This window comes from Kaistella solincola (genome assembly GCF_000812875.1).
GTDB classification, from domain to species: Bacteria; Bacteroidota; Bacteroidia; order Flavobacteriales; family Weeksellaceae; genus Kaistella; species Kaistella solincola.
Map to the genome: position 1 here is coordinate 66,813 of NZ_JSYK01000004.1, position 19,447 is coordinate 86,259.

Here is a 19,447-nt window from a genome sequence, read left to right on the forward strand (position 1 = left end):
CCAAAATCAAACACATTTTATGAAAGCTACTTCCGCAAATTTACTTTCCGTCATCAAAGGTCCTAAACAGTTTGTAATTCCAATTTACCAAAGAACTTATAGTTGGCAATTGTCACAGTGTAACCAGTTATTTAACGATATTTTGCGCATTAGCAAGGAAGATGATGTGCACGGCCATTTTTTAGGTTCGGTGGTATATTTTCAGGAGAGCATACACACCGTTTCCGATGTGCCTAAATTACTGGTTATTGATGGCCAGCAAAGATTAACTACGGTGTCTTTGCTTATCCTTGCTCTGGCGAAATTCATTAAGGAAAATCCGGTTGAAATTGACACTAATGCAACAAAGCTGCTGAATTATTATATGATAAATGCCGAAGAAGAAAATGAGCTTCGCTATAAACTATTGCTTACAAGACGCGATAAGGAAACCTTTATAAACTTGGTAAAAGGAATCGAACTGGGAGAAGATAAGTCTCAAAGAATTTTTGAAAACTACGAATTTTTCAGATCGAAAATAAATGAACATAATGTGCTGGACGTCTACAATGGTGTATTGCGCCTCTTCATTGTTGATGTGGCGCTGGAGAAAGATAAAGATAATCCTCAGCTTATTTTCGAAAGCATGAACTCTACCGGTTTAGATTTATCCCAGGCAGATCTCATAAGAAACTATGTCTTAATGGGCCAGGAAATAAATCTGCAAACCGAATTGTACGAGAAATACTGGTACCCAATGGAGCAGAGTTATGGCAACGATTATGCATCTCGCTTTGATTGGTTTATAAGAGATTATTTATCCCTTAAGATGGGAACTATTCCGAAGATTGGGAAAGTGTACGAAGAGTTTAAAACCTATGTTCAAAGTTCAAAATCACCCACTACCATTACAGAAGTTGTTGCAGATATTGCAAAATATTCTAAATTTTATGTCAACATAGTACTACGAAAGGAACCGGAAAAATTACTCAACCATCTTTTTTCTAATATCTCACGTTTAAAAGTAGATGTTTCCTATCCGTTTATTATGGCAGTTTACAGTGACTATAATTCTGGTGTTATCAGTCGCGATGATTTTGCAGATACATTAAAATTAGTTGAAAACTATGTGTTCAGAAGGGCGATATGCGGCATCCCCACAAATAGCTTGAATAAAACCTTCGCTATTTTATACCGTGAAATTAAAGTGGAAAACTATTTGGAAAGTATCAAAGCAGCCTTTCAATTGATGGATGGATATAAAAGATTTCCTACTGATAATGAATTCGAGAAGGAATTTGTAAATAAGGATGTATACAGTTTCAGGTCACGAAATTATTTACTAAACAAACTCGAGAACTATAACAGAAAAGAATTTGTGAATACCGACGAATATACAATAGAACATATTATGCCCCAGAACGAGAATTTGTCGATAAGCTGGCAGAATATGTTAGGAGACGATTGGAAAGAGATACAGGCTAATTATCTCCATACCATTGGAAATCTTACTTTAACTGGTTACAATTCTGAATTGAGTGACAGGCCTTTTGGAGACAAGAAAAAAATGGCTGGGGGATTTGATGACTCGCCGCTGCGTCTGAATAATTTCATGAAGAAGGTGGACATTTGGGATGAAGAAAATATCAATAAAAGAGCAAGGGAGTTAGCTGCAAAGGCAAAAGAAGTGTGGTCTGCACCAAATTTAGAAGACACGATCTTAGAAAAATATATGACCAGGGAAGTAAAAGAAATTGCTGAATATACAATTGATCATTACGAATACCTGAATGATGAAATGAGGGTTTTATACGAAGCACTGAAGAAACGGGTGCTTAACATTGACTCTTCCGTCAAAGAAGAATACAAGAAACTCTATATTGCTTTTAAGTCGCAAACTAATTTTGTTGATATTGTCCCGCAAAAGTCACGACTTCGATTATCTCTGAATATGGAATTTTCAGAAATCATTGATCCTGAGGGTTGGTGTAAAGATGTTGCCAACCTTGGTCGTTGGGGAAATGGTGATGTAGAAGTAAGTTTCAATAACCTAAATCAATTAGACTACATTATGTTCCTCATTCAGCAGGCTTTTGATGTACAGTTTGTGGAAGGGTAAAAATTATTGAATCTAATATTTCACTTATAAGTAAAATTTGTTATATATTTGCATACTCGAAAATGGAATACGAACTGGTGAAACTGCCATACTTTAGCAATGAAAACGTATCGGTCTATACATTAACCAATACAGATTCAGGCATTTCAGTATTTCAGAAATTCATTCAGGAAAACAAAGACAATTTCCGCAGAGAAGTTGAAGATATTACCAAAAGAATCTTGTCATTTAAAGAAGTTGGAGCCAGGCATAATTTTTTTAAGCATAACGAAGGTAAGCCCGCAGACGGAGTTTGCGCCCTCTATGACAAAGACGAATCTAACCTTCGCCTGTATTGTGTCAGATATGGCACTGTATTAGTAATTTTAGGAGGGGGAGGCCAGAAACCAAAAAACACCAGGGCATTTCAGGAAACCACAAAACTTGAAGATGAAAACCAACTAATGCGGGATTTATCCGCCGAAATCGAAAAAAGAAGACGAAATGGTGACATTGAATTTTCTAAAGACTTTTTAGACATTGAAGGAGATCTATTATTTAATCTCTAAACCTATGAAAAAACCACATAAAGCAAAATTGCACACCACAGATTTTCTGGACGAGTTCCTTGCGGGAATTTCAGAAAATGAGCAGAAAGAAACCACTGCACGAATGAAGTTGGCAGCAGCGATTGATGATGCCATGAAAGCACAGAATATTTCCAAATCTGAATTGGCAATATTGACAGGACAAAACAATAGTGTGATTACAAAATGGTTAAGTGGAACCCAGAACTTCACAACCGACACATTGGAAGACATAGGACAGGCTTTGCATATTGATCTGTTATTAGATTATAAGGCCGCACCCGTAGTGTTGGAGAAGAAAGTGCTGAAAAAATCACAAATACCAAAAAAACGACATTATTTTGCTGAGCATTTTTCCAAATTTACATTCGGAACACGCTACACAGCAGCTTGTATTTAATTATGGACAAAACAGTAGTTAAATTTCAGATTGAAAATATTGAAATCAATCAGATAAAAGTTTCACCACAGCCACTGATATTTAGTCAGGAGAACTATGAATTCCAACTCAATGTGGAACATCTTTTTAATGTGGAAGAGGAAACAGTAATGGTAATTACTTCAGGCAGCGTACACTCGGATAAAAAAGAGCATTTGGCAGAAGTGATGATTAATGTATTTTATCGGGTGGACAATCTTAAAAATTTCGAGAACAAAAAGGAAAAGAAAATGGAGTTTCCTGAAGATTTCACAACGGCAATTAATGCGGTCTCCATTTCAACCCTGCGTGGCATAATGTTCAGCCAGTTCCGTGGCACTTACCTGCATAATGCCATTCTCCCCGTAGTTAGTCCTAAATCATTGCAAATAGCAAAATAAAAGGGTAAAGCAAACTTTTTAAAGCGGTAGAAAATATTATTTTTTATCGCTTTATTTTATTACACATACCATCAAAGTACAATCGTTCAGCTTCTGCAAATAAATCTCTTTTTAGGAAAGTTTATAAATTTATCTTTTTACTTTAACTTGCAAATATTGAAAAATTAATACGGGAAAATTTGTACACAAAAAAGCAATTTCAACTCTTAAAAGACTTTGCAGATAAGAATGATGCATTGTTTGATCTGGGAATCACTACCACGGATAGTTTTACCGGGGAAATCGGGGAATTCATAGCCTGTCAACATTTCAAACTTTACAAGTCCGGCCGATCAAATAAGGCAGTAGATGGCGTTGCACCTAATGGTGAACGGTATCAGATTAAATCAAAGGTTGTTTCCACAAGCAGCTTTAGTCATACAATCTCAAACTTACAGCTTGATTTATTTGACAAACTTGTTTTGGTATATTTTGATATTCACTATAAGCTTCTGAAAATGTTGCTTATACCTGTTTCAGAAATCCCAGAATCTGTTTTTAGAATTACAAAATCAAATATTTCAAAATTTGATTCTATTGATAAAGTTAAAATGCCTTTGAAATTCCAAAAGGCACTTACAGATTTTGCAAACTCGTTCACTGCACTTCAGGAAAATGGTATTATACGAAGCCGTAGAATCGTTGGTGATATAGGGGAATTTTATGCATGTAAAAAATTAGGCTTACTAATTAGTGAGAATCAAACGGAAAAAGGCATAGATGCACGGCATCCAAATGGATTGACGTTCGAGGTCAAGACCAGATGGGTATATGAAAGTGATCGTCGGATTTCAGAAGCAAGAAGATTAAATAATTTAGTAGGCAAAACTGCCGACTACGTCATAGTGGTAACATTGGATAGATGTTTTGAATGCTCAGGAATGTGGATCATACCAATGAAAAATATCGCAAACCCTAAGTCCGCTAATCTGAAAATTATAAATAGCACACCAGGCGTCAAAAATATTATCCCAAGCAAGATTTCCTGGTTACAGAACAGGGAATCTTTTCAGGGTTTCGACACAGTTATAAGTAACAGGCAAACCCACAAAACTATTGCGAAAAGAAAGCCAACGACTGTAAAGCCAAATCAAGTATCTCGTCCACAAATACCTGTTGAAGAAAGCAACAAAATAAATATTGAACAAATTATTATTGCGACTGTTCTAATTACCTTAGGTTTACTTATAGCATTAATAATGTGAGCGATAAGGTGCAATAACAGGTATAAATACCAAAAAGTACCAACGAAAATTCTGAATCCGTTCTGTGATATGGTAGTTATAAATCCTTTGTTTTTTAATTTTTTTTAGTCGCCACTTCTAGGTATCTGCAAAAGGGATTTGCAAGTTTCATTTGGTTGGGCGATTGGCAATCCGGTTCAAATAGTCTTGGGTTTCCCACAAGTATGAACGTAGCTCTTGCCCGCGATACAGCCACATTAAATCGGTTAGAGCTGTATAGAAATTCCATTCCTCTCGGTGCATCTTCCGGTGAAGAACTTGCCATACTGTAAATTACTACAGGTGCTTCCTGTCCCTGAAACCTGTCAACAGTACCAATCTCAAATTCGGGCAGTTTCTTCTGAAGTTCATATACATTACTATTGTACGGGCTGATGATCTTGATGTCTTTGGCTTTCAAAAGGTGTCTTTCATTTTCTTGATCATACCAAAAAACATCCCCTTTAGTTAAATCTTTTACGATGGCTTCAATAACTCCAATTTCTTCTAAAGACTGATTGGTGTTACCTTCGTGTTCAACAGTTTTATAAAATAGACCAGAACCCTCAAAAATGGTATTGCCCTCAATTCTTTGGTGTTTCATTTTTTCTACTGAAAATAATTTTGCCTCGTAAAACATTTCAGAATCAAATTCACATATGTTAGGATGCATCCTCCATGTCTTATCCAGAAAAAGACCTTTATTCTCCGGAATAGTCTTATGTTCTTGCAGCAAATGTTCAAGTGCTGAAACCTCCGTTCCTTCCGGGTGAACACCTTTGATGGGCTGTTTAAGTTGCTGATGGTCTCCAAGCAGTACTAGGTTTTTTGCAGCGTGCGATACAACCACAGTGTCAATCAAAGCAAACTGTCCTGCCTCATCAATGAATAAATAATCTAATGATTTAGTAAACACATTATCACTCCACATAAAACTGGTTCCTGCAACCACCTGATAATCCTTTATTTTACTTCCAACTTTGTGGATATCATTTTCGATTTCATAAATTTCATTACTTTCTTCATTGCCGTCTCCTTTGTAAAGAATCTTCACAGAAAAATTTTCTTTTTCAGCCACCTCTTTGACTTTTTTTAGAAGATTAATGATTACTTTATGACTCATAGCAGTAATCCCAATTTTGTGTCCTTTTTTAATAAGGTCCAAAATCATATGGCTTCCCGTAAAACTTTTTCCAGAACCAGGAGGACCCTGGATCGCAAGATAACTGTTATCCAACACAGAAGCCCACTGAACGCCTTTAGTCAGCAAATCTTCGTGATCCTCAATATTTTTTTTTGTCCTGGGAAAACTGTTGAGTAACAAATCTCTTGTTGCCGCATAACTGTTATTTCGGCCTTCAAAACCGTTTTCTACAAACCATTCTGCGATATTTATGATTTGTGCTTGTTTTTTCTTGGAATCAATATACTCATCTTTATATACCGTAACTGGATGAATTTCAGATATACTTGGTCCTTTTCTCAAATATATTAAATTATCATTTTCATTGATGTCAATAATTTTAATTTTGGTTTTATACCCTTGGATTTTTACATCTTTATTTGTTTTAAGATCATATTCTTGGGAAGGAAATTTATACTCGTCTATAAAACTTTTTTTGTCGGCCATCCTCTTTCCTGTAAATTCCAAAAAAGTAAGAGCGGCTTTTTCATCTAATAGTTCCTCTTCATCCGCTTCCATCAACCTATAGTGCTCCCACCAAATAGATTTCTCTTCACGCCTGTACCAGTCAAGCATATGAGCCAAAATATATTTTGCCTGTTGCTCCGCTGAACGTTCTGTGAAATCCACTGGTACATTTTCCAGAAGTGCATCATAAATGGGTTGAATTCGTTCCAAATGTGCGGTGATATGTTCAGGTTCCTCACCTTCCCGCGGTACAGGCCTTTCAATCTCCTCACCTGCATCGACTAACTTCTGTCTTTCTCGCTCCAACCACAAATGCAGATTTTTTGTAGAAAAGCAATCATCCTGATTATATTGCAGGACAGCATTACTCATTTCAACAGTAATGGCTGCAGTATTTCCGGACTCAAGAAAAAATTCAAGATCAGCTTTAAATCCTGAAACAGTTCTCAAATCAATTTGCCTTACAAATCCATGATAGGCTTCCAGATCTTTCAAAGAATATCTTTCTACTCCTGCTCTGATGCTCTGTTTTAAAACACGGTGTAAATCGACAAATTTTTGAGTTCTTAGGAGAATATCAATTTCATTTTCCTTAACGGCATATTTCCCCATCATTCTTTTTAATGCAGCACTTTCATAAGATGCGAAATGGTAGATATGGAGATCAGGATATGTTTCTTTTTTTTCAAAAACGAAATCAATAAATTGTATCAACGCATCCTTTTCTTGTTCCATATTATGCACCCACATGTGGAAATATTGATCTTGAAATACCCAGCCGAATAAATATTCTAATCCTGTAGGTTCCACAAGCGGATCTCCTTCGAAATCTAAATAAATATCACCTTTGCTCGGTTTTGGAAGAGTAAAAAAACCAGTATTAGGCTTTCTTTCTAATATTTCATAAACCGGTTTTTGAACAGTTCTGCTATGCTCCTGAAGTCTTGCCTGTTCTCGAAGTTTGGTAAAAGTTTCCTTGGAGCCTTTTTTAGGTTTAAAAGGGAGGGGAAGAGCTACTGCAGCCATTGCTTCAAGGGTATGAATACCTTGTGATTTCACCTCCTTGATTTGTGAACTGCCCATTCCCGCTATGAAACTCAAATGGTCATCATTTCTTCGTATTTTATTGCAATGTTCCCACCAGTCGCAAATATCACAATGAGAGCAAGGTTCAGGGTACGTTTCAAGTGGGACCTGAGTCGCGGCATTTAATCTCTTTTTTATTAATCTCAAATAGGAGATATAATCATTAACTCTGTATTCAAGTTCTTCATCGGGATTCTTAACATACATATATTCAGGCAGTCTGCCCTGAATCTCACCAATAATTTCTGAATACAATGCAATCTGCAAAATCGCACCTGCTCTGGTATTACTTGAAAGTTTAGTGTCAATAACTTCGTAAGACCAATCACCTAGATTACTTGGAGCCTCAACTTTTCTTAGAAAATCTGCCCATCCCTGCCATTTTTGTGTACTCAACCTCGCTTGGTAAATAAAATCATAGCCACTTTTCATCGCGGCTACCGTTTGTTTATAGGCAACGGCAGGATCTTTATCTACTTTGAAGACAGTCTTTCCACCATTTTCATATTCTGAAAGAATCGCCTGTTCAAATTCCTCACCACGCTCCCTTAATAGAATTAAGGACCTGTTGCTGGTAAATGATTTTTCCAGTACACCTGTTACAGCGTGATGATTAAGATTTGTTAAATGCTTGCAGTGGATATGATTGGCCAGGTCAGATGCAGAAAATATGATTTTCCCTTTTTGTTTTCTCATGTATGGTGTAATTGATTTCGATTCATCATTAATTTGCAACTCTAAATATAGCGTAAATAAACGCAATCCCATACACAAGGGTTTTGTCTATCCGCACTGTAAAGCTTTGCTTTTATAAACTAGTTTTCAGTAAGTTACAGAATGGTACAAAAGATAGTATAATGTTTGTCTTTCAAAGCACAAGACATTGTCTCTTACTTGATTCTAAAATCCTCAACTGTCGAACCATTCAACATATCAATTTGTTCATGTCGAAATTTCTCGATATTTTCGACATCATGAGTTTCTAATGGTGAGCCTTTCAAAATCCAATGGCCTACAACAATTAACCCTTTAATTCCTATTTAAAGATGTTTGAACCCATTCAACGGCAGGAAATTGAAGACCGAATAAAAGAAATAGAGGCAGATCAAAGTTTGCCTCACATGGTTTCTGAGAGGTTGTCAAATCCCCACAGCATTACTTCCGATACAAAGACATGGTATGAATCTTCAGATACTTACTGGTCGCGAAAAGTAAAATCTGGAATTACATTTCCCCTTTCAGTTGAGAAAAATTCACTTTCCAGAGCATTGCGGATTCTGGATTTTATGGTGAAGTTAATGGAAGCCAGAGGCCACAAATTCAGAAAGAATGAGAATGGTTTTTCCGTCGTGCAGATATTAGATCGCGAGCTGCATTTTTCAATGAGAAATATCGGAAAGTATGTGGAAAATACAGAATCTCGCTATTCCTTTAAAGATAAAGTGTATACGCAGGATTTGTGCATTCAGTTCTATGAAGATTCCTGGAACAGAAAAGAATGGAAAGATACGCCCTATTCAAAACTCGAAGAAAAAATAATCCGGGTGGTCGCTTATGCTGAAGTCTTTGCTGAACATTCCTGTGAATATCATAAAAAAATTAAAGAACATTGGCGCCTACAACGAATAGAAGCGGAAAAAATAAAAGAAAAAGAACGTTTAATTGCAGAAGAAAAAAGTAAAGTACAGGAACTTTTCGAAACAGCCCAAAGATATGACCACATAAAGAAAGTTGAAAATTACCTTCTCGACCGAAAATATCACTGTATAAAAAATGACATTTATAACGATGACGAACAAAAATATTTTGATTGGGGTATGCAACAGGTAAATAAAAACAATCCCTTATCAGACCTGACCAAGGATTCATCTTCTGATCAGAACCAATAGAAACCGTCTATTCATGGCGGTTTTTCTTAGTTCTGTCAATAAACTGTTGTTGCGCTATCGCCTGGTCTCTGTCACGTTTATTAGGCTTTTTTCGGTATTTATAACTTTTTTTGGGAAACACAATCTGTGACAGGCAAAACTCACCCAACTTTAAGCCGTAATAATCAATCGACTGTACGCGGACCTCCAAAACAACCCTTTCATTCCCCGCGCTGGGCAAAGTGTCCTCACTTTGACCCACTCTGCAAAGCAAACACTAGCGTTTAGGATTTGTTTGATATGATGTGGTATTCGATAGCGGTGTATTGCGGCAGCTCTTTATCGGTATAAAGTTAATTCCAGGAAATTATTGGTATTCTTTAACTGGTCTCTAACACGCTTTTCTCTATTTCTTATAATTTCGGACTGACTCAACTCTCTTCCATTTGAATCAGTCACCTTGATAAGTTTTACTTCAGTGCCAGAAAACATTTGTCTGAGTTTTTTGGCAGGATCTCTTAAATAATCCTTCCACAACTGATTAAAATTCTGTGCTGAAATCATTAATTCTTTCGGACCCCTGATTTCTGGCTTTGAAGGTGCATAATTGAGTTTTTTACTTCCAACAAATTCGAAAACATGATCGTTTTTTTCATCCGAAATTTGTAAAATCAAACCAGGCAGTCCATTAAATTTATAGGGTCCATCTTGAATTTGAATATCATTGGTAAACCACGCAGTCCATTTCCTGCCTGAAGATTCTGTGGTCGCTTTCTGTGCTTTATATCCGTGGATCTCCTGCGTTTCGGGCCCTATTTTCCATTCTAATTTTTCGGTTAAAACAATTCCATATTTATCGCCATTGATGGAGGTATGAAGAACAGTTTCGGAACTTGCCTGATTCTTTGTGACAATTGATCCAACTTTTGAATTGTTCTTAACCTTACTGAAATCAATATGGGTAGAGCCAACAGCGACATTTTTTTTCATTTCAGCATTCATGAGGGAATCATAAAGCTGCTTTTCGCTGCTGTAAAAACTTGAACCTTCTTTCGACACATCCAGGTTCATCAACTCTTTAGTGATATTCTCTCTGTTTAAAGAATCAATTTTGAAAGAATATTCGTACACAAATCGGTGATTTTGCGCAAAAATTGTACTTGACATACAAATCAGAAGAATGATTAAATTTATTTTTTTCATTTAATTTTTGTTTTTATAGGTGGTTTCATAAAATTTCTGCCAACGCCCGGGTATTTCTTTTGGCGTGGTTTTTAATAACAGATCTTTGTAAATATAACAAAAAGTAGCTCACTCCAAGACCTGTATATAAAACACCGAAAATTAAATCGAAGTAAGGTCTTCTTTTGGAATATAAGGATTTCATTTTGTTATCTGTTTTTTATCTTTTCAAGTATCTTATCTTGATTTGATTTCAGAATATCTAAAATTTCTTTATTTACTTTTAAAGATTCATTAGAGTTTTTTAGCATTTTAATCAGCCAATAGAAGATAAATAAAGTCGGAATTAGATACAGTACAATTACCATTACAATAACACCGATGCTAGATAGAGATCCCAAATCCATAGGAATATGTTTTAAAATTTGAATAGATGATAAGTCGCAAATTAAAAATGATGGAGTACGATCCGTTGTTTTTGTTTTATTACGCCATTAATTAACTCCTTTTTCTCAGTCCAATAATTAACCACACCAAACCTGTAATGGTTACGAATAGCGGTAAGGCGCCCAGTTCACCTTCAACCGTTATCATATAGATGATTAAAGTAATTCCAATTAGAGTTAATAGTATGGAGAGAACCGTACTCAATTTTAAATTTTCATTCATAACGCTTTTAAAATTTGAATTTTATATTAATAGCCCAAATATAATAAGGATTTCTGATAATAAGTAGATAACCAAAAATAAAAAAGGAATAACTATTGCGCTACATAAAGTCCATTGTCACCCCGCTGGGCAAGTGTCCTAACTTTGACCAATCCCACTCATCCACTCCCGAAAACATTAAAAAAAACCGCTCATCACTGGCGGTCTTTATTGGTTCTGTCGATAAACTGTTGCTGTGCTGCAGCCTGGTCTCTGTCACGTTTATTAGGTTTGCGTCGGTACTCGTAACTCTTTTTCGGAAACACAATCTGTGATAGCCAGAACTTACCGAGCTTTAAACCATAATAATCAATCGACTGTATCCGGACGTCCAGAACAACCCGTTCATTTTCTACAAGTTCCTCAACATCAAACTTTTTAATTTCCGTATAAAAGATATCGATCTCCTGATTTTTATCAGTAGTAATTAACCTGATTTGATCAACATGGATGGATTTGATGGTTCCTCGAATTTCCATTTTGCAAAGTTGATACAAATTGTCTCATATTTAAAATTATACAGGATACAAATTGTCCCAATGTTTGAATACTGCTTACTGAACCATGCGGCAACGATTTATTTCTAAAAAAAAAGGAACAAATAGAAACTGCTCTGGAAATCATGTTTTCAAACATTTATATAATTCTTGACAACAGTCTTTCGGAAGTAACCTACATGAGTTTTGATGAGTTCTGGCAGGCAATGAGATAAGTCAAAGCCCAGTTTATATGATGCAGAATCCTGTCTTCTGTGCATCACTGTCATAATCAAACGCGACCTGATGAAATTAAATTTTTTGGCAGATGATGGGCTTAACTAAAATCTCCGCCTGATCCAATCCGCAATGTCTCTGGTGACAACATCACCCTTTGCTTCATTCATTAAAAAATGACCGATTCCACTATATAAGCGAAGACTGCTATCTGTTGAATTAGTTTGTTGATAAAAATCGATGGCGTCTTGCGGCACTACGTATAAATCGTCATCACCACTTACCAAAAGTACAGGGTCTGTAAATTTTCTGCTGTTGTCACGCAGATATTCCAAGCCAGGTTTAAAAGCATTGATCAAAGAAATTGAACATTCTTTTAGTGAAAGCGTATCACCACTCACTGAAAGCTCCAATAAATTCTTGAACCCCGGCAAGTTCAATGTTCCATGAGCGGCTTTCATCACAGAAATATAGCTTTCCGGGTCTTCAGGTCTTGGTAGATATCCAAAATTCATTTGATGATAACGAAGCACTCCGGCTGCCAGAACATAACCATTTACATGACCTGGATATTTAGTACCGTAAAGGGCAGCAACGTGTCCACCCATACTATGTCCGAGAATGAAAACAGGCAATTTCGGATTTTCAGATTTGGCTTTTTTAACGATGATATCCATATCTTCCACCATCTCAAAAAAACTTTTTACATATCCTCGTTTACCTTCAGAAAGTCCGTGGCCACGGTGGTCGTACCGATAAATTGCGATGTTGTCGTTGTTCAGATTCTTGGTGAAATTATCGTACAAACCCAGATGATTCGATAAACCGTGTGCTATAATCAACACCGCTTTTGGGCTTTCTTTCGGGTAATCTTTGCTAAGGCGTAATTGGATTCCATCATAAGATCGAACCATCTCTATGGTCTGTTTTCCTGTCTGTGCGTAGGCGATACCCACGAAATTTAAACTGATGGCGACGCTGAGAACCATCATTTTTATTATTGTTTTTAAATTATTGATTTCCATTATTTTACTTTTTGAAAAAATTTTTACAAGTAAGGTCTTGCCAATTCATCTGCCGATGCAAGATTTTCAGCACGTTTGCTGACGTCGGCCTGTTGCAATGCGATTTCCAGATTATCTTTGTTCAAATCCTGGCAATAGGAAGGTTCACCCGGTTGTTGTCTCCAGGACTCAGAAAGTATCCCTCCATCTATGGCATCGAATCCGATTTCTTCAATGAGTTTCATCACTAATTTTTTTTGTGCTTTATCGTCGCCCGCAACCGATAAGGCAATTCGGTAGGGATTGCCGGAAGGAGCTGCTTTAGATGCCAAACTTGGAGCAACAATGTTATTAAATGCTTTGATGATAGGATGAGCAATAACGTTCGCAACCCATTCACTGTCTGTCATTCCGTTTGCAATCTCAGAAATTTCACCGTCACGAGACGGATAATAATTTCCTGCATCAACTACAATCGCTTTTGATGCCGATAAAATATCGATGGGTAAGTTTACCACAGCTTTTTGGGGAATGGCCAGAATGACTAGGTCTCTTGCACTTGCGGCCTGTTCCGTTGTGGCGGCTGTTGCGCCTGTTTTTGCTGCGATCTCGCCTAATGTTGATGGTCCTCGTGAGTTTGAAAGGTATACTTGATGACCTGATTTTGTCAAATATCCGGCAAGCACACTTCCTATGTTACCGGAACCAATAATTCCTATTTCCATTTGATGTGAATTTTAATTGTGGGGTAAATTGTTAGTTTCTTTTTACTAATTGTTCCTTTCTGGTAATCCATTGATGGACCGGAAAATATCTACCGCATAATCTACAAACCCCTCTGGATATTCCCCGGAGGTTAAACTTGTAAAGTATTCGTCTCCAAAATCTTGCATCTTCTCAAATGCCAGTTTCTGCTTTTCTTCAAGTAATTCTCTTTGTGCAGATTTTCTTGCTGCGTCAAGTTGGTCTATAGTCAAATCGGTACAATACGCCGGACTGCAAGGCTGTTGCCTCCAGGAATCTTCTAGTAATCCTGCATCCAACGCATCGAAACCTATCGTATCAATAAGTTCCAATACCAATTCTTTCGATTGGCGGTCATCACTTGCTACCGCCAAAGCTATTCTGCCGGTACTTCCTTTTGGTTTGCCTTCCATTTTAAAACTATACGCATTGATATTGCTGAATGCTTTTACGATGGGGCGGTCAAAATGTTGCTGAACCCAAACACTGTTGACCATTCCTCGCCCAAGCCCTTCAATATTCCCATCACGGTGTGGCCAGTAATTTGTGGTTTCTACAATGACCACATCTTTTCCAATTTTTCCTTTGAGCGATGCTGCTAAATCAGGAATGGCAAACAAGGGAATAGAAATAATGAGAAGGTCAATTTCCTCTGCGATTTCTGTCATTGAGACCGCTTTTGCGCCAACATTCCTTGCGGTAGATTGAATGGGATCAATGCCTTTTGCATCTGCTATTTTAATTTGATGTCCAACTGAACTCAGTTTTTCTGCCAGTGTTTTCCCGATTAAACCGGCACCAATAATTCCTATTTTCATAACGGTGTAATATATTTTAAATTAAATTCGTGGATCAATTCCATACTGCTCCGGTGCGCCCAGATTTTCCCTTAAAGTTTTGCCTTCATAGTCTTGATGAAAAAGTCCACGCTGTTGCAAAATAGGAACAACTTCATTCACGAAAGCATCAATTCCATCTGAATTAACATCGGGTGATATCCAGAACCCATCTGCTGCCCCAGCTTCAAACCAAGCCTGCATATGGTCGGCGGCTTCTTCTCCGGGACCAACAATGACAGGATGATAATCAATGACACCATGAGCCAAAATATCCCGAAGACTCCAACCTTCTTTTGCAATTTTTAATGCGTTTGCCGATCGGGGATCGTAGCGTGACCCACGGGCTGCTTCCAGTTGTGCTATCGTAAGGGGTTCATCGATGTGGGCAGGATTCAGTGCAATGCCCAACATTTGTTGCAGATAACCCAATCTTTGTATCAACAAATCTCCACCTAGCAAAATGCGGCGGTCGAGTGCGGTGCGTCTGTCTTTCGCAATGGTAGTCATCAATCCGGGTATGTATTTGATTTCATCAGCATTACGGCCGTGACTTACTGCCGAGGCTCGGAAAGCTTCTCGCTGTGCTTTCGCATCTTCAATGGTAAATGCGGCTCCAATCACTACATTGGCAAAACGTCCTGCCAAATCGTGTGCATTGGGACTGCCACCTGCGTGAAAAACAATAGGCTGTCCCTGTTCCGACGGGGGAATGTAAAGTGGCCCTCGTGAACCCACATATTGTCCCTGTAAATTAATTGGAAGAATCTCGTCTCTTTTAGCAAACTGCCCGCTTTCCTGATCGTGAATCCAGGCTTCTTTTCCCCAACTCCCCCAAAGCGATTGTATGAGCTCTATAAACTCATGCGCACGGCCATAACGGTCTTCGCTCGATGGAATTCTTCTTCCGTAATTAGCGGCAACATCCTCTCCGCTCGAAGTGATGGCGTTCCAACCTGCTCGTCCATGGCTCATTACATCCAACGCTTTAAATTGTCTTGCCAAATTGAAAGGCTCATTGAAGGTGGTGGAGCCGGTAGCTACCAATCCAATATATTCAGTTTCTCTCGCAACTGCGGCTAGCGTCATCATGACATCGAGGTTAAAAGCAGGAGCTTCCGTAGCGATGTCCGCTAATACAGCACCTGGTCCATCGGGCAAAAATATAAATTGAAATTTTCCACGTTCTGCAGCTTGGGCTTGTTGTACACGGGCATCAAAACTTGTGTAGCTTTTAGGATCAACTCCCGGCATACGCCACGCTCCGGGCTGTGAACCGTAACCGTTTCCGAGATGAAGACCTATGAGCATTTGCTTATTACCGTCTAGCGGCTGCTTTTTGTTTTCTTCTGTATAACTCATACCGAAATCTTTTATAATTAGAGATACAGCGCACGGCTTATCCGTAATCCAAAATCTGCATCAGGATTGGCTTTTGAACTGTTCATACGCTCCATAATGGCCGCAACAGCTAAATCTCTTCTTGCCGGCAAACGTTCTCTTTCTGCGCTATTAATATGCGACTTGATTTCAGTTAGCGTAAGATCTGTACAATATACCGGCGCTCCTGGCTGCTGTCTCCACGAATCTTCAAGAGAGCCTGAATAGAATGCGTCAAAGCCTGTATCTTCTATTAATTGCTTCGTATTAGTGCTGTCGCTTTCACGGTCCGCAGCAAAAGGGATAGCGATACGCTCGGCGGTTCCGCTGGGTGTTCCGTTTTTTTCTAACGATTGAGACCCGATGGCATTCCACGCCTTGGCTATCGGACGTCCCAACTGTTCTTGTACCCATAAACTTTCCACTAGGCCGCCTTCTATACTTTCGATGATTTCGTCTCTTGCCGGATAGTAATTAGAAGTATCAATCACAGTAACATCTTCTGCTACCATAGCGAAAAGGGGTTGAATATCCGGTATCCGGTTCAGAGGAATGGATAAAATAATGACCTCTTTATTGAGTAACGCTTCCTTCGCAGTTACGGCTTTTGCCCCCGTCGCAAGAACTTCAGAATTGATATTCTCAGGGGAACCTGAGTTGGCTACCCATACATCGTGGCCTGCAGCTGCTAATTTGATAGCTAATGTTTTTCCAATATGGCCTACGCCAATAATTCCTATTTTCATTCGTAATATTTTTAAAATAATGTTGCAAAATTAAATAAATATTACTTTCCTTTGTATAGTAGTTTCCTAAAGGAAAGTGCATTTAATTTTAAATTGAATTAGATATGGCAGGAAAAAAAACCTATTTATCATGCTTAGACAGCGTAAAGCCAGTGCGTGATGCGTTGGATGTGATCAACGGAAAATGGAAATTACCCATTATCATTTCTGTGGGCGTGGGCAATGAACGTTTCACCGATATACAGGAAAGTATTCCTGGTATTACACCCAAAGCAATGGCGAAAGAGTTGAAAGAGTTGGAGCAGCACAAGTTACTGGAGCGGATTGTTACGAATGATTATCCGGTGAAAATTACGTATAAATGGACACCCTATGCCCACACATTGACGCCCATTATTGATGCCCTGAAAGAATGGGGAATAAAACATCGGGAGGAGCTCTTTAAGAACTAAGCAACAAATAGCAGTGGTATATGTTCAAATCACAGCAAATAACAGAATTGATATGATACACACATGGCTTTCCGCCCAGCAGAAAGGAGCCATTCTGCACATTCCGGAAGCCCCGAAGGTGAGCCACCGGCTCAACCAACCCGTCACCTTACAGCCAAATAAAAAACCTCCTTCAAATCACTTTAAAAGAGGTTGCTTTTCGTACCAGCCAGACGTACATTGGGGTTGTGCAACGGTAACCGTTGTAGGCTCCCTGATTGTTTTAGCTGCCTAGATAATCTTCAGTATTTTTTATGTCAGCATAGAAAAAACTTAAACCTGCTAAAAATGCATGGTGCACATCACTTGCCTTTACTTGGTTTCCATTGATTTCTAGGTCTCTTGTTGCACAAGCATCTCCAAGAACTGTACATTCAAATCCGTAATCTTTTGCCGCTCTTACCGTTGCATCAATACACATGTGAGTCATCATGCCTGCAAAAACCAATTCATTTACGTCTTTGGATTTTAAATATTCCAAAAGGTCAGTACCTGCAAAGGAGTTAGGAGTAAATTTTGTAATAAGCTTTTCTCCTTCTTTAGGCGCTACATTTTCGTGGATTTCAGCTCCTTTTGTTTCGGGTAGGAAAAAACCCATTTCTGGGGCTGCTGCCAGGTGTTGAATGTGAATGATTTCTCCATGATCCTTACGGAATTTTTCCAACACTTTTTTTGCGTTTTCACTTGCTGCAATGGGATTTTGAAGTTCCATTGCTCCACCTTTGAAATAATCATTTTGAATGTCAATAATAATTAATGCTTTGCTCATAACTTTTAAATTTTATATTGGAGACAAAGGTAAAGTGAAGGCTCACTGATTAAGATACCAACTTATCAGGAAAGAATACCATTTTGATAACTTGCTAAAAATTCTGTTGTCGTTTTACCGGTTTGAGATTTAAAAAATCGCATTAAATGATTGGGTTCAGAAAAGTGCAGGTGGTGGGCGATTTCGTTGATGGTCAAATCTGAATGTATAAGAGAATTTTTAATCTCGAATAATAAGCGTTGTTTCAAAATGTTATTTGCTGTAACATTAAATTGAGCTTTGACACATTTATTGAGGGTAATTCTACTGATGCCAAGTAATTCTGCATAATCGCTAATGCGTTGTTTCTCTTTTACATGTTGCTCAAGTAATTTTTTAAATTGAAAAGCATAGTTATTACCTGAATTTTCTATTGGCAGATCTTGGTCTTGAGCATATTTGCGATTTAACTTTTGCAGCAGGTAATACAGTAAAGAACGAATGATGTGAACACTGTCGGCTTGTGTTTGGGTTAATTCCGTTTTAATTTCTTTAAGTTGTTCGGTATACTTAGCAAACTCGCATTCTTCGAGCTGCATACACAATGGATAATCTAATTGGTAAAAATATAATAACCTGTAAGTAAATAACTTATCTGCGAAAAAATCGTTCAAAAAGTCTTCTTGAAAAGCGAGAACATTAAATTCTAAATTTTGCTCGCTGAGCTGCCATCTTCTCTTTTGAAATGGAGATATAAAAACGATGGAATTATTTCTGATTCTTAAGTTTTGTTGGTTGATTGTTACTAAGCCATCTGCTGACTTGATAAAAACAATCTCAAAAAAATCTGTATTGTAAGTTTCTTCAGTAAGATAACTTTCTTTGGTCTCACTTGAAGGCAGTACGTTGAGTAAAAAATCAACACCGCATTCTGTTTTATGAAATTTTATTGTTCTCAAAGCTCACTTGTTTTTTTTACTTGCAGACAACAACAGTTCCGCCCCTCTCTTCAGTGCAACTGCGGTACTGCCAATGATCTGCTAAAATAAATAATACTGTGCAAACGGAAGGTGAACTTATTTTAAAATTCGCAATGAAGGAAATCGGTCGTTAGTGGATCCCTTTTAGTTTCCCATTGTCTTTTTCATCATGATATCCGTCTGTTCATCGTCGCCCAATCGAAAAATATGTTGGCCGAATTCTGCAAAACCATTTTTCTTGTAAAAACTTATTGCTCTTGAATTTTTTTCCCAAACACCTAGCCAAACATATTCCGAACTTTTCTGTTTTGCAATTTCGGTTGCTTTATCGTAAAGTACCTGTCCAACACGTTTTCCGTGGAATTCTTTTAAGACGTAGATTCGTTCAATTTCCAGAGCGCTGCTGTCTTTTAATTCTGTTTGTGATTCTCCAAAGTTTACTTTTAAATAGCCAATCACTTCATCGTTCAAAATCGCAAAATAAAATTCAGAGTCTTTATTGGTCAATTCTGCGGTTAGTTTTTCTTTCGAAAAACCTTCTTCTAAATAATTTCTCATATTTTCC

At 37.8% G+C, this 19,447-nt stretch carries 19 protein-coding genes; 8 read left to right on the forward strand and 11 right to left on the reverse strand.

Annotated features, from left to right (window positions below; genetic code table 11):
- Positions 1-19 precede the first annotated feature (19 nt).
- The 5 genes from OA84_RS10600 to OA84_RS10620 all read left to right on the forward strand — a co-directional run bounded on the left by OA84_RS10600 (position 20) and on the right by OA84_RS10620 (position 4,727).
- Entirely contained in the window at positions 20-2,098 is a 2,079-nt protein-coding gene (locus OA84_RS10600) for a DUF262 and DUF1524 domain-containing protein (RefSeq protein WP_039346284.1), read from the forward strand.
- Between the two features lie 62 nt (positions 2,099-2,160).
- Positions 2,161-2,646, forward strand: coding sequence for a hypothetical protein (locus OA84_RS10605; RefSeq protein WP_039346285.1), 486 nt, complete (start codon positions 2,161-2,163; stop codon positions 2,644-2,646).
- Between the two features lie 4 nt (positions 2,647-2,650).
- Positions 2,651-3,064, forward strand: a complete 414-nt coding sequence (locus OA84_RS11275; protein ID WP_052252202.1) for a helix-turn-helix domain-containing protein — start codon at positions 2,651-2,653, stop codon at positions 3,062-3,064.
- Between the two features lie 2 nt (positions 3,065-3,066).
- On the forward strand, positions 3,067-3,483 hold the full coding sequence (locus tag OA84_RS10615) for a hypothetical protein (protein WP_156965075.1): 417 nt from the start codon (positions 3,067-3,069) through the stop codon (positions 3,481-3,483).
- 179 nt (positions 3,484-3,662) lie between these two features.
- Entirely contained in the window at positions 3,663-4,727 is a 1,065-nt protein-coding gene (locus OA84_RS10620; RefSeq protein WP_039346289.1) for a DUF6998 domain-containing protein, read from the forward strand.
- Between the two features lie 94 nt (positions 4,728-4,821).
- Here OA84_RS10620 and OA84_RS10625 read toward each other — a convergent pair whose 3' ends face one another.
- Positions 4,822-8,250, reverse strand: coding sequence for a TM0106 family RecB-like putative nuclease (locus tag OA84_RS10625; protein WP_233701847.1), 3,429 nt, complete (start codon positions 8,248-8,250; stop codon positions 4,822-4,824).
- A gap of 278 nt (positions 8,251-8,528) precedes the next feature.
- Between OA84_RS10625 and OA84_RS10630 the strand changes: the two genes are divergently transcribed.
- On the forward strand, positions 8,529-9,371 hold the full coding sequence (locus OA84_RS10630) for a hypothetical protein (protein WP_039346290.1): 843 nt from the start codon (positions 8,529-8,531) through the stop codon (positions 9,369-9,371).
- A gap of 318 nt (positions 9,372-9,689) precedes the next feature.
- Here the strand turns inward: OA84_RS10630 and OA84_RS10640 are convergent, their stop codons facing one another.
- The 7 genes from OA84_RS10640 to OA84_RS10675 all read right to left on the reverse strand — a co-directional run bounded on the left by OA84_RS10640 (position 9,690) and on the right by OA84_RS10675 (position 16,663).
- Complete coding sequence (locus OA84_RS10640; RefSeq protein ID WP_039346294.1) at positions 9,690-10,553, reverse strand: GLPGLI family protein; 864 nt, start codon at positions 10,551-10,553, stop codon at positions 9,690-9,692.
- A gap of 842 nt (positions 10,554-11,395) precedes the next feature.
- A complete protein-coding gene (locus tag OA84_RS10650) occupies positions 11,396-11,719 on the reverse strand; it encodes a hypothetical protein (RefSeq protein WP_039346298.1) in 324 nt (107 codons plus the stop codon).
- Positions 11,720-12,057: 338 nt separating this feature from the next.
- On the reverse strand, positions 12,058-12,978 hold the full coding sequence (locus OA84_RS10655; RefSeq protein WP_052252203.1) for an alpha/beta hydrolase: 921 nt from the start codon (positions 12,976-12,978) through the stop codon (positions 12,058-12,060).
- A gap of 23 nt (positions 12,979-13,001) precedes the next feature.
- Entirely contained in the window at positions 13,002-13,682 is a 681-nt protein-coding gene (locus tag OA84_RS10660; RefSeq protein ID WP_039346300.1) for an NADPH-dependent F420 reductase, read from the reverse strand.
- A gap of 45 nt (positions 13,683-13,727) precedes the next feature.
- Positions 13,728-14,519, reverse strand: coding sequence for an NADPH-dependent F420 reductase (locus OA84_RS10665; protein ID WP_039346302.1), 792 nt, complete (start codon positions 14,517-14,519; stop codon positions 13,728-13,730).
- 21 nt (positions 14,520-14,540) lie between these two features.
- The gene (locus OA84_RS10670) at positions 14,541-15,899 is read right to left on the reverse strand and encodes an NtaA/DmoA family FMN-dependent monooxygenase (protein ID WP_052252204.1); all 1,359 of its coding nucleotides are present in this window, start codon (positions 15,897-15,899) and stop codon (positions 14,541-14,543) included.
- A gap of 17 nt (positions 15,900-15,916) precedes the next feature.
- Complete coding sequence (locus tag OA84_RS10675) at positions 15,917-16,663, reverse strand: NADPH-dependent F420 reductase (protein WP_039346305.1); 747 nt, start codon at positions 16,661-16,663, stop codon at positions 15,917-15,919.
- Between the two features lie 104 nt (positions 16,664-16,767).
- Here OA84_RS10675 and OA84_RS10680 point away from each other — a divergent pair, with 104 nt between their 5' ends.
- Positions 16,768-17,115: a winged helix-turn-helix transcriptional regulator gene (locus tag OA84_RS10680; protein ID WP_039346308.1), complete on the forward strand. Its 348-nt coding sequence runs from the start codon at positions 16,768-16,770 to the stop codon at positions 17,113-17,115.
- A gap of 52 nt (positions 17,116-17,167) precedes the next feature.
- Positions 17,168-17,389, forward strand: coding sequence for a hypothetical protein (locus OA84_RS11435; protein ID WP_156965076.1), 222 nt, complete (start codon positions 17,168-17,170; stop codon positions 17,387-17,389).
- Here OA84_RS11435 and OA84_RS10685 read toward each other — a convergent pair.
- The 3 genes from OA84_RS10685 to OA84_RS10695 all read right to left on the reverse strand — a co-directional run.
- The gene (locus OA84_RS10685; protein WP_039346309.1) at positions 17,378-17,923 is read right to left on the reverse strand and encodes a cysteine hydrolase family protein; all 546 of its coding nucleotides are present in this window, start codon (positions 17,921-17,923) and stop codon (positions 17,378-17,380) included. The genes OA84_RS11435 and OA84_RS10685 overlap by 12 nt on opposite strands.
- 65 nt (positions 17,924-17,988) lie before the next feature.
- Entirely contained in the window at positions 17,989-18,861 is an 873-nt protein-coding gene (locus OA84_RS10690; protein WP_039346311.1) for an AraC family transcriptional regulator, read from the reverse strand.
- Between the two features lie 165 nt (positions 18,862-19,026).
- Positions 19,027-19,447, reverse strand: a 421-nt coding sequence (locus OA84_RS10695; protein WP_039346347.1) for a GNAT family N-acetyltransferase, incomplete at its 5' end; no start/stop codon positions are given.

Bases quoted from the DNA above. Each gene is read 5' to 3' on its own strand.
- OA84_RS10600 (WP_039346284.1), top strand. From the start codon at position 20: ATGAAAGCTACTTCCGCAAATTTACTTTCCGTCATCAAAGGTCCTAAA.
- OA84_RS10605 (WP_039346285.1), top strand. From the start codon at position 2,161: ATGGAATACGAACTGGTGAAACTGCCATACTTTAGCAATGAAAACGTA.
- OA84_RS11275 (WP_052252202.1), top strand. From the start codon at position 2,651: ATGAAAAAACCACATAAAGCAAAATTGCACACCACAGATTTTCTGGAC.
- OA84_RS10615 (WP_156965075.1), top strand. From the start codon at position 3,067: ATGGACAAAACAGTAGTTAAATTTCAGATTGAAAATATTGAAATCAAT.
- OA84_RS10625 (WP_233701847.1), bottom strand. From the start codon at position 8,250: ATGGGATTGCGTTTATTTACGCTATATTTAGAGTTGCAAATTAATGAT.
- OA84_RS10630 (WP_039346290.1), top strand. From the start codon at position 8,529: ATGTTTGAACCCATTCAACGGCAGGAAATTGAAGACCGAATAAAAGAA.
- OA84_RS10640 (WP_039346294.1), bottom strand. From the start codon at position 10,553: ATGAAAAAAATAAATTTAATCATTCTTCTGATTTGTATGTCAAGTACA.
- OA84_RS10650 (WP_039346298.1), bottom strand. From the start codon at position 11,719: ATGGAAATTCGAGGAACCATCAAATCCATCCATGTTGATCAAATCAGG.
- OA84_RS10655 (WP_052252203.1), bottom strand. From the start codon at position 12,978: ATGGAAATCAATAATTTAAAAACAATAATAAAAATGATGGTTCTCAGC.
- OA84_RS10660 (WP_039346300.1), bottom strand. From the start codon at position 13,682: ATGGAAATAGGAATTATTGGTTCCGGTAACATAGGAAGTGTGCTTGCC.
- OA84_RS10665 (WP_039346302.1), bottom strand. From the start codon at position 14,519: ATGAAAATAGGAATTATTGGTGCCGGTTTAATCGGGAAAACACTGGCA.
- OA84_RS10670 (WP_052252204.1), bottom strand. From the start codon at position 15,899: ATGAGTTATACAGAAGAAAACAAAAAGCAGCCGCTAGACGGTAATAAG.
- OA84_RS10675 (WP_039346305.1), bottom strand. From the start codon at position 16,663: ATGAAAATAGGAATTATTGGCGTAGGCCATATTGGAAAAACATTAGCT.
- OA84_RS10680 (WP_039346308.1), top strand. From the start codon at position 16,768: ATGGCAGGAAAAAAAACCTATTTATCATGCTTAGACAGCGTAAAGCCA.
- OA84_RS11435 (WP_156965076.1), top strand. From the start codon at position 17,168: ATGATACACACATGGCTTTCCGCCCAGCAGAAAGGAGCCATTCTGCAC.
- OA84_RS10685 (WP_039346309.1), bottom strand. From the start codon at position 17,923: ATGAGCAAAGCATTAATTATTATTGACATTCAAAATGATTATTTCAAA.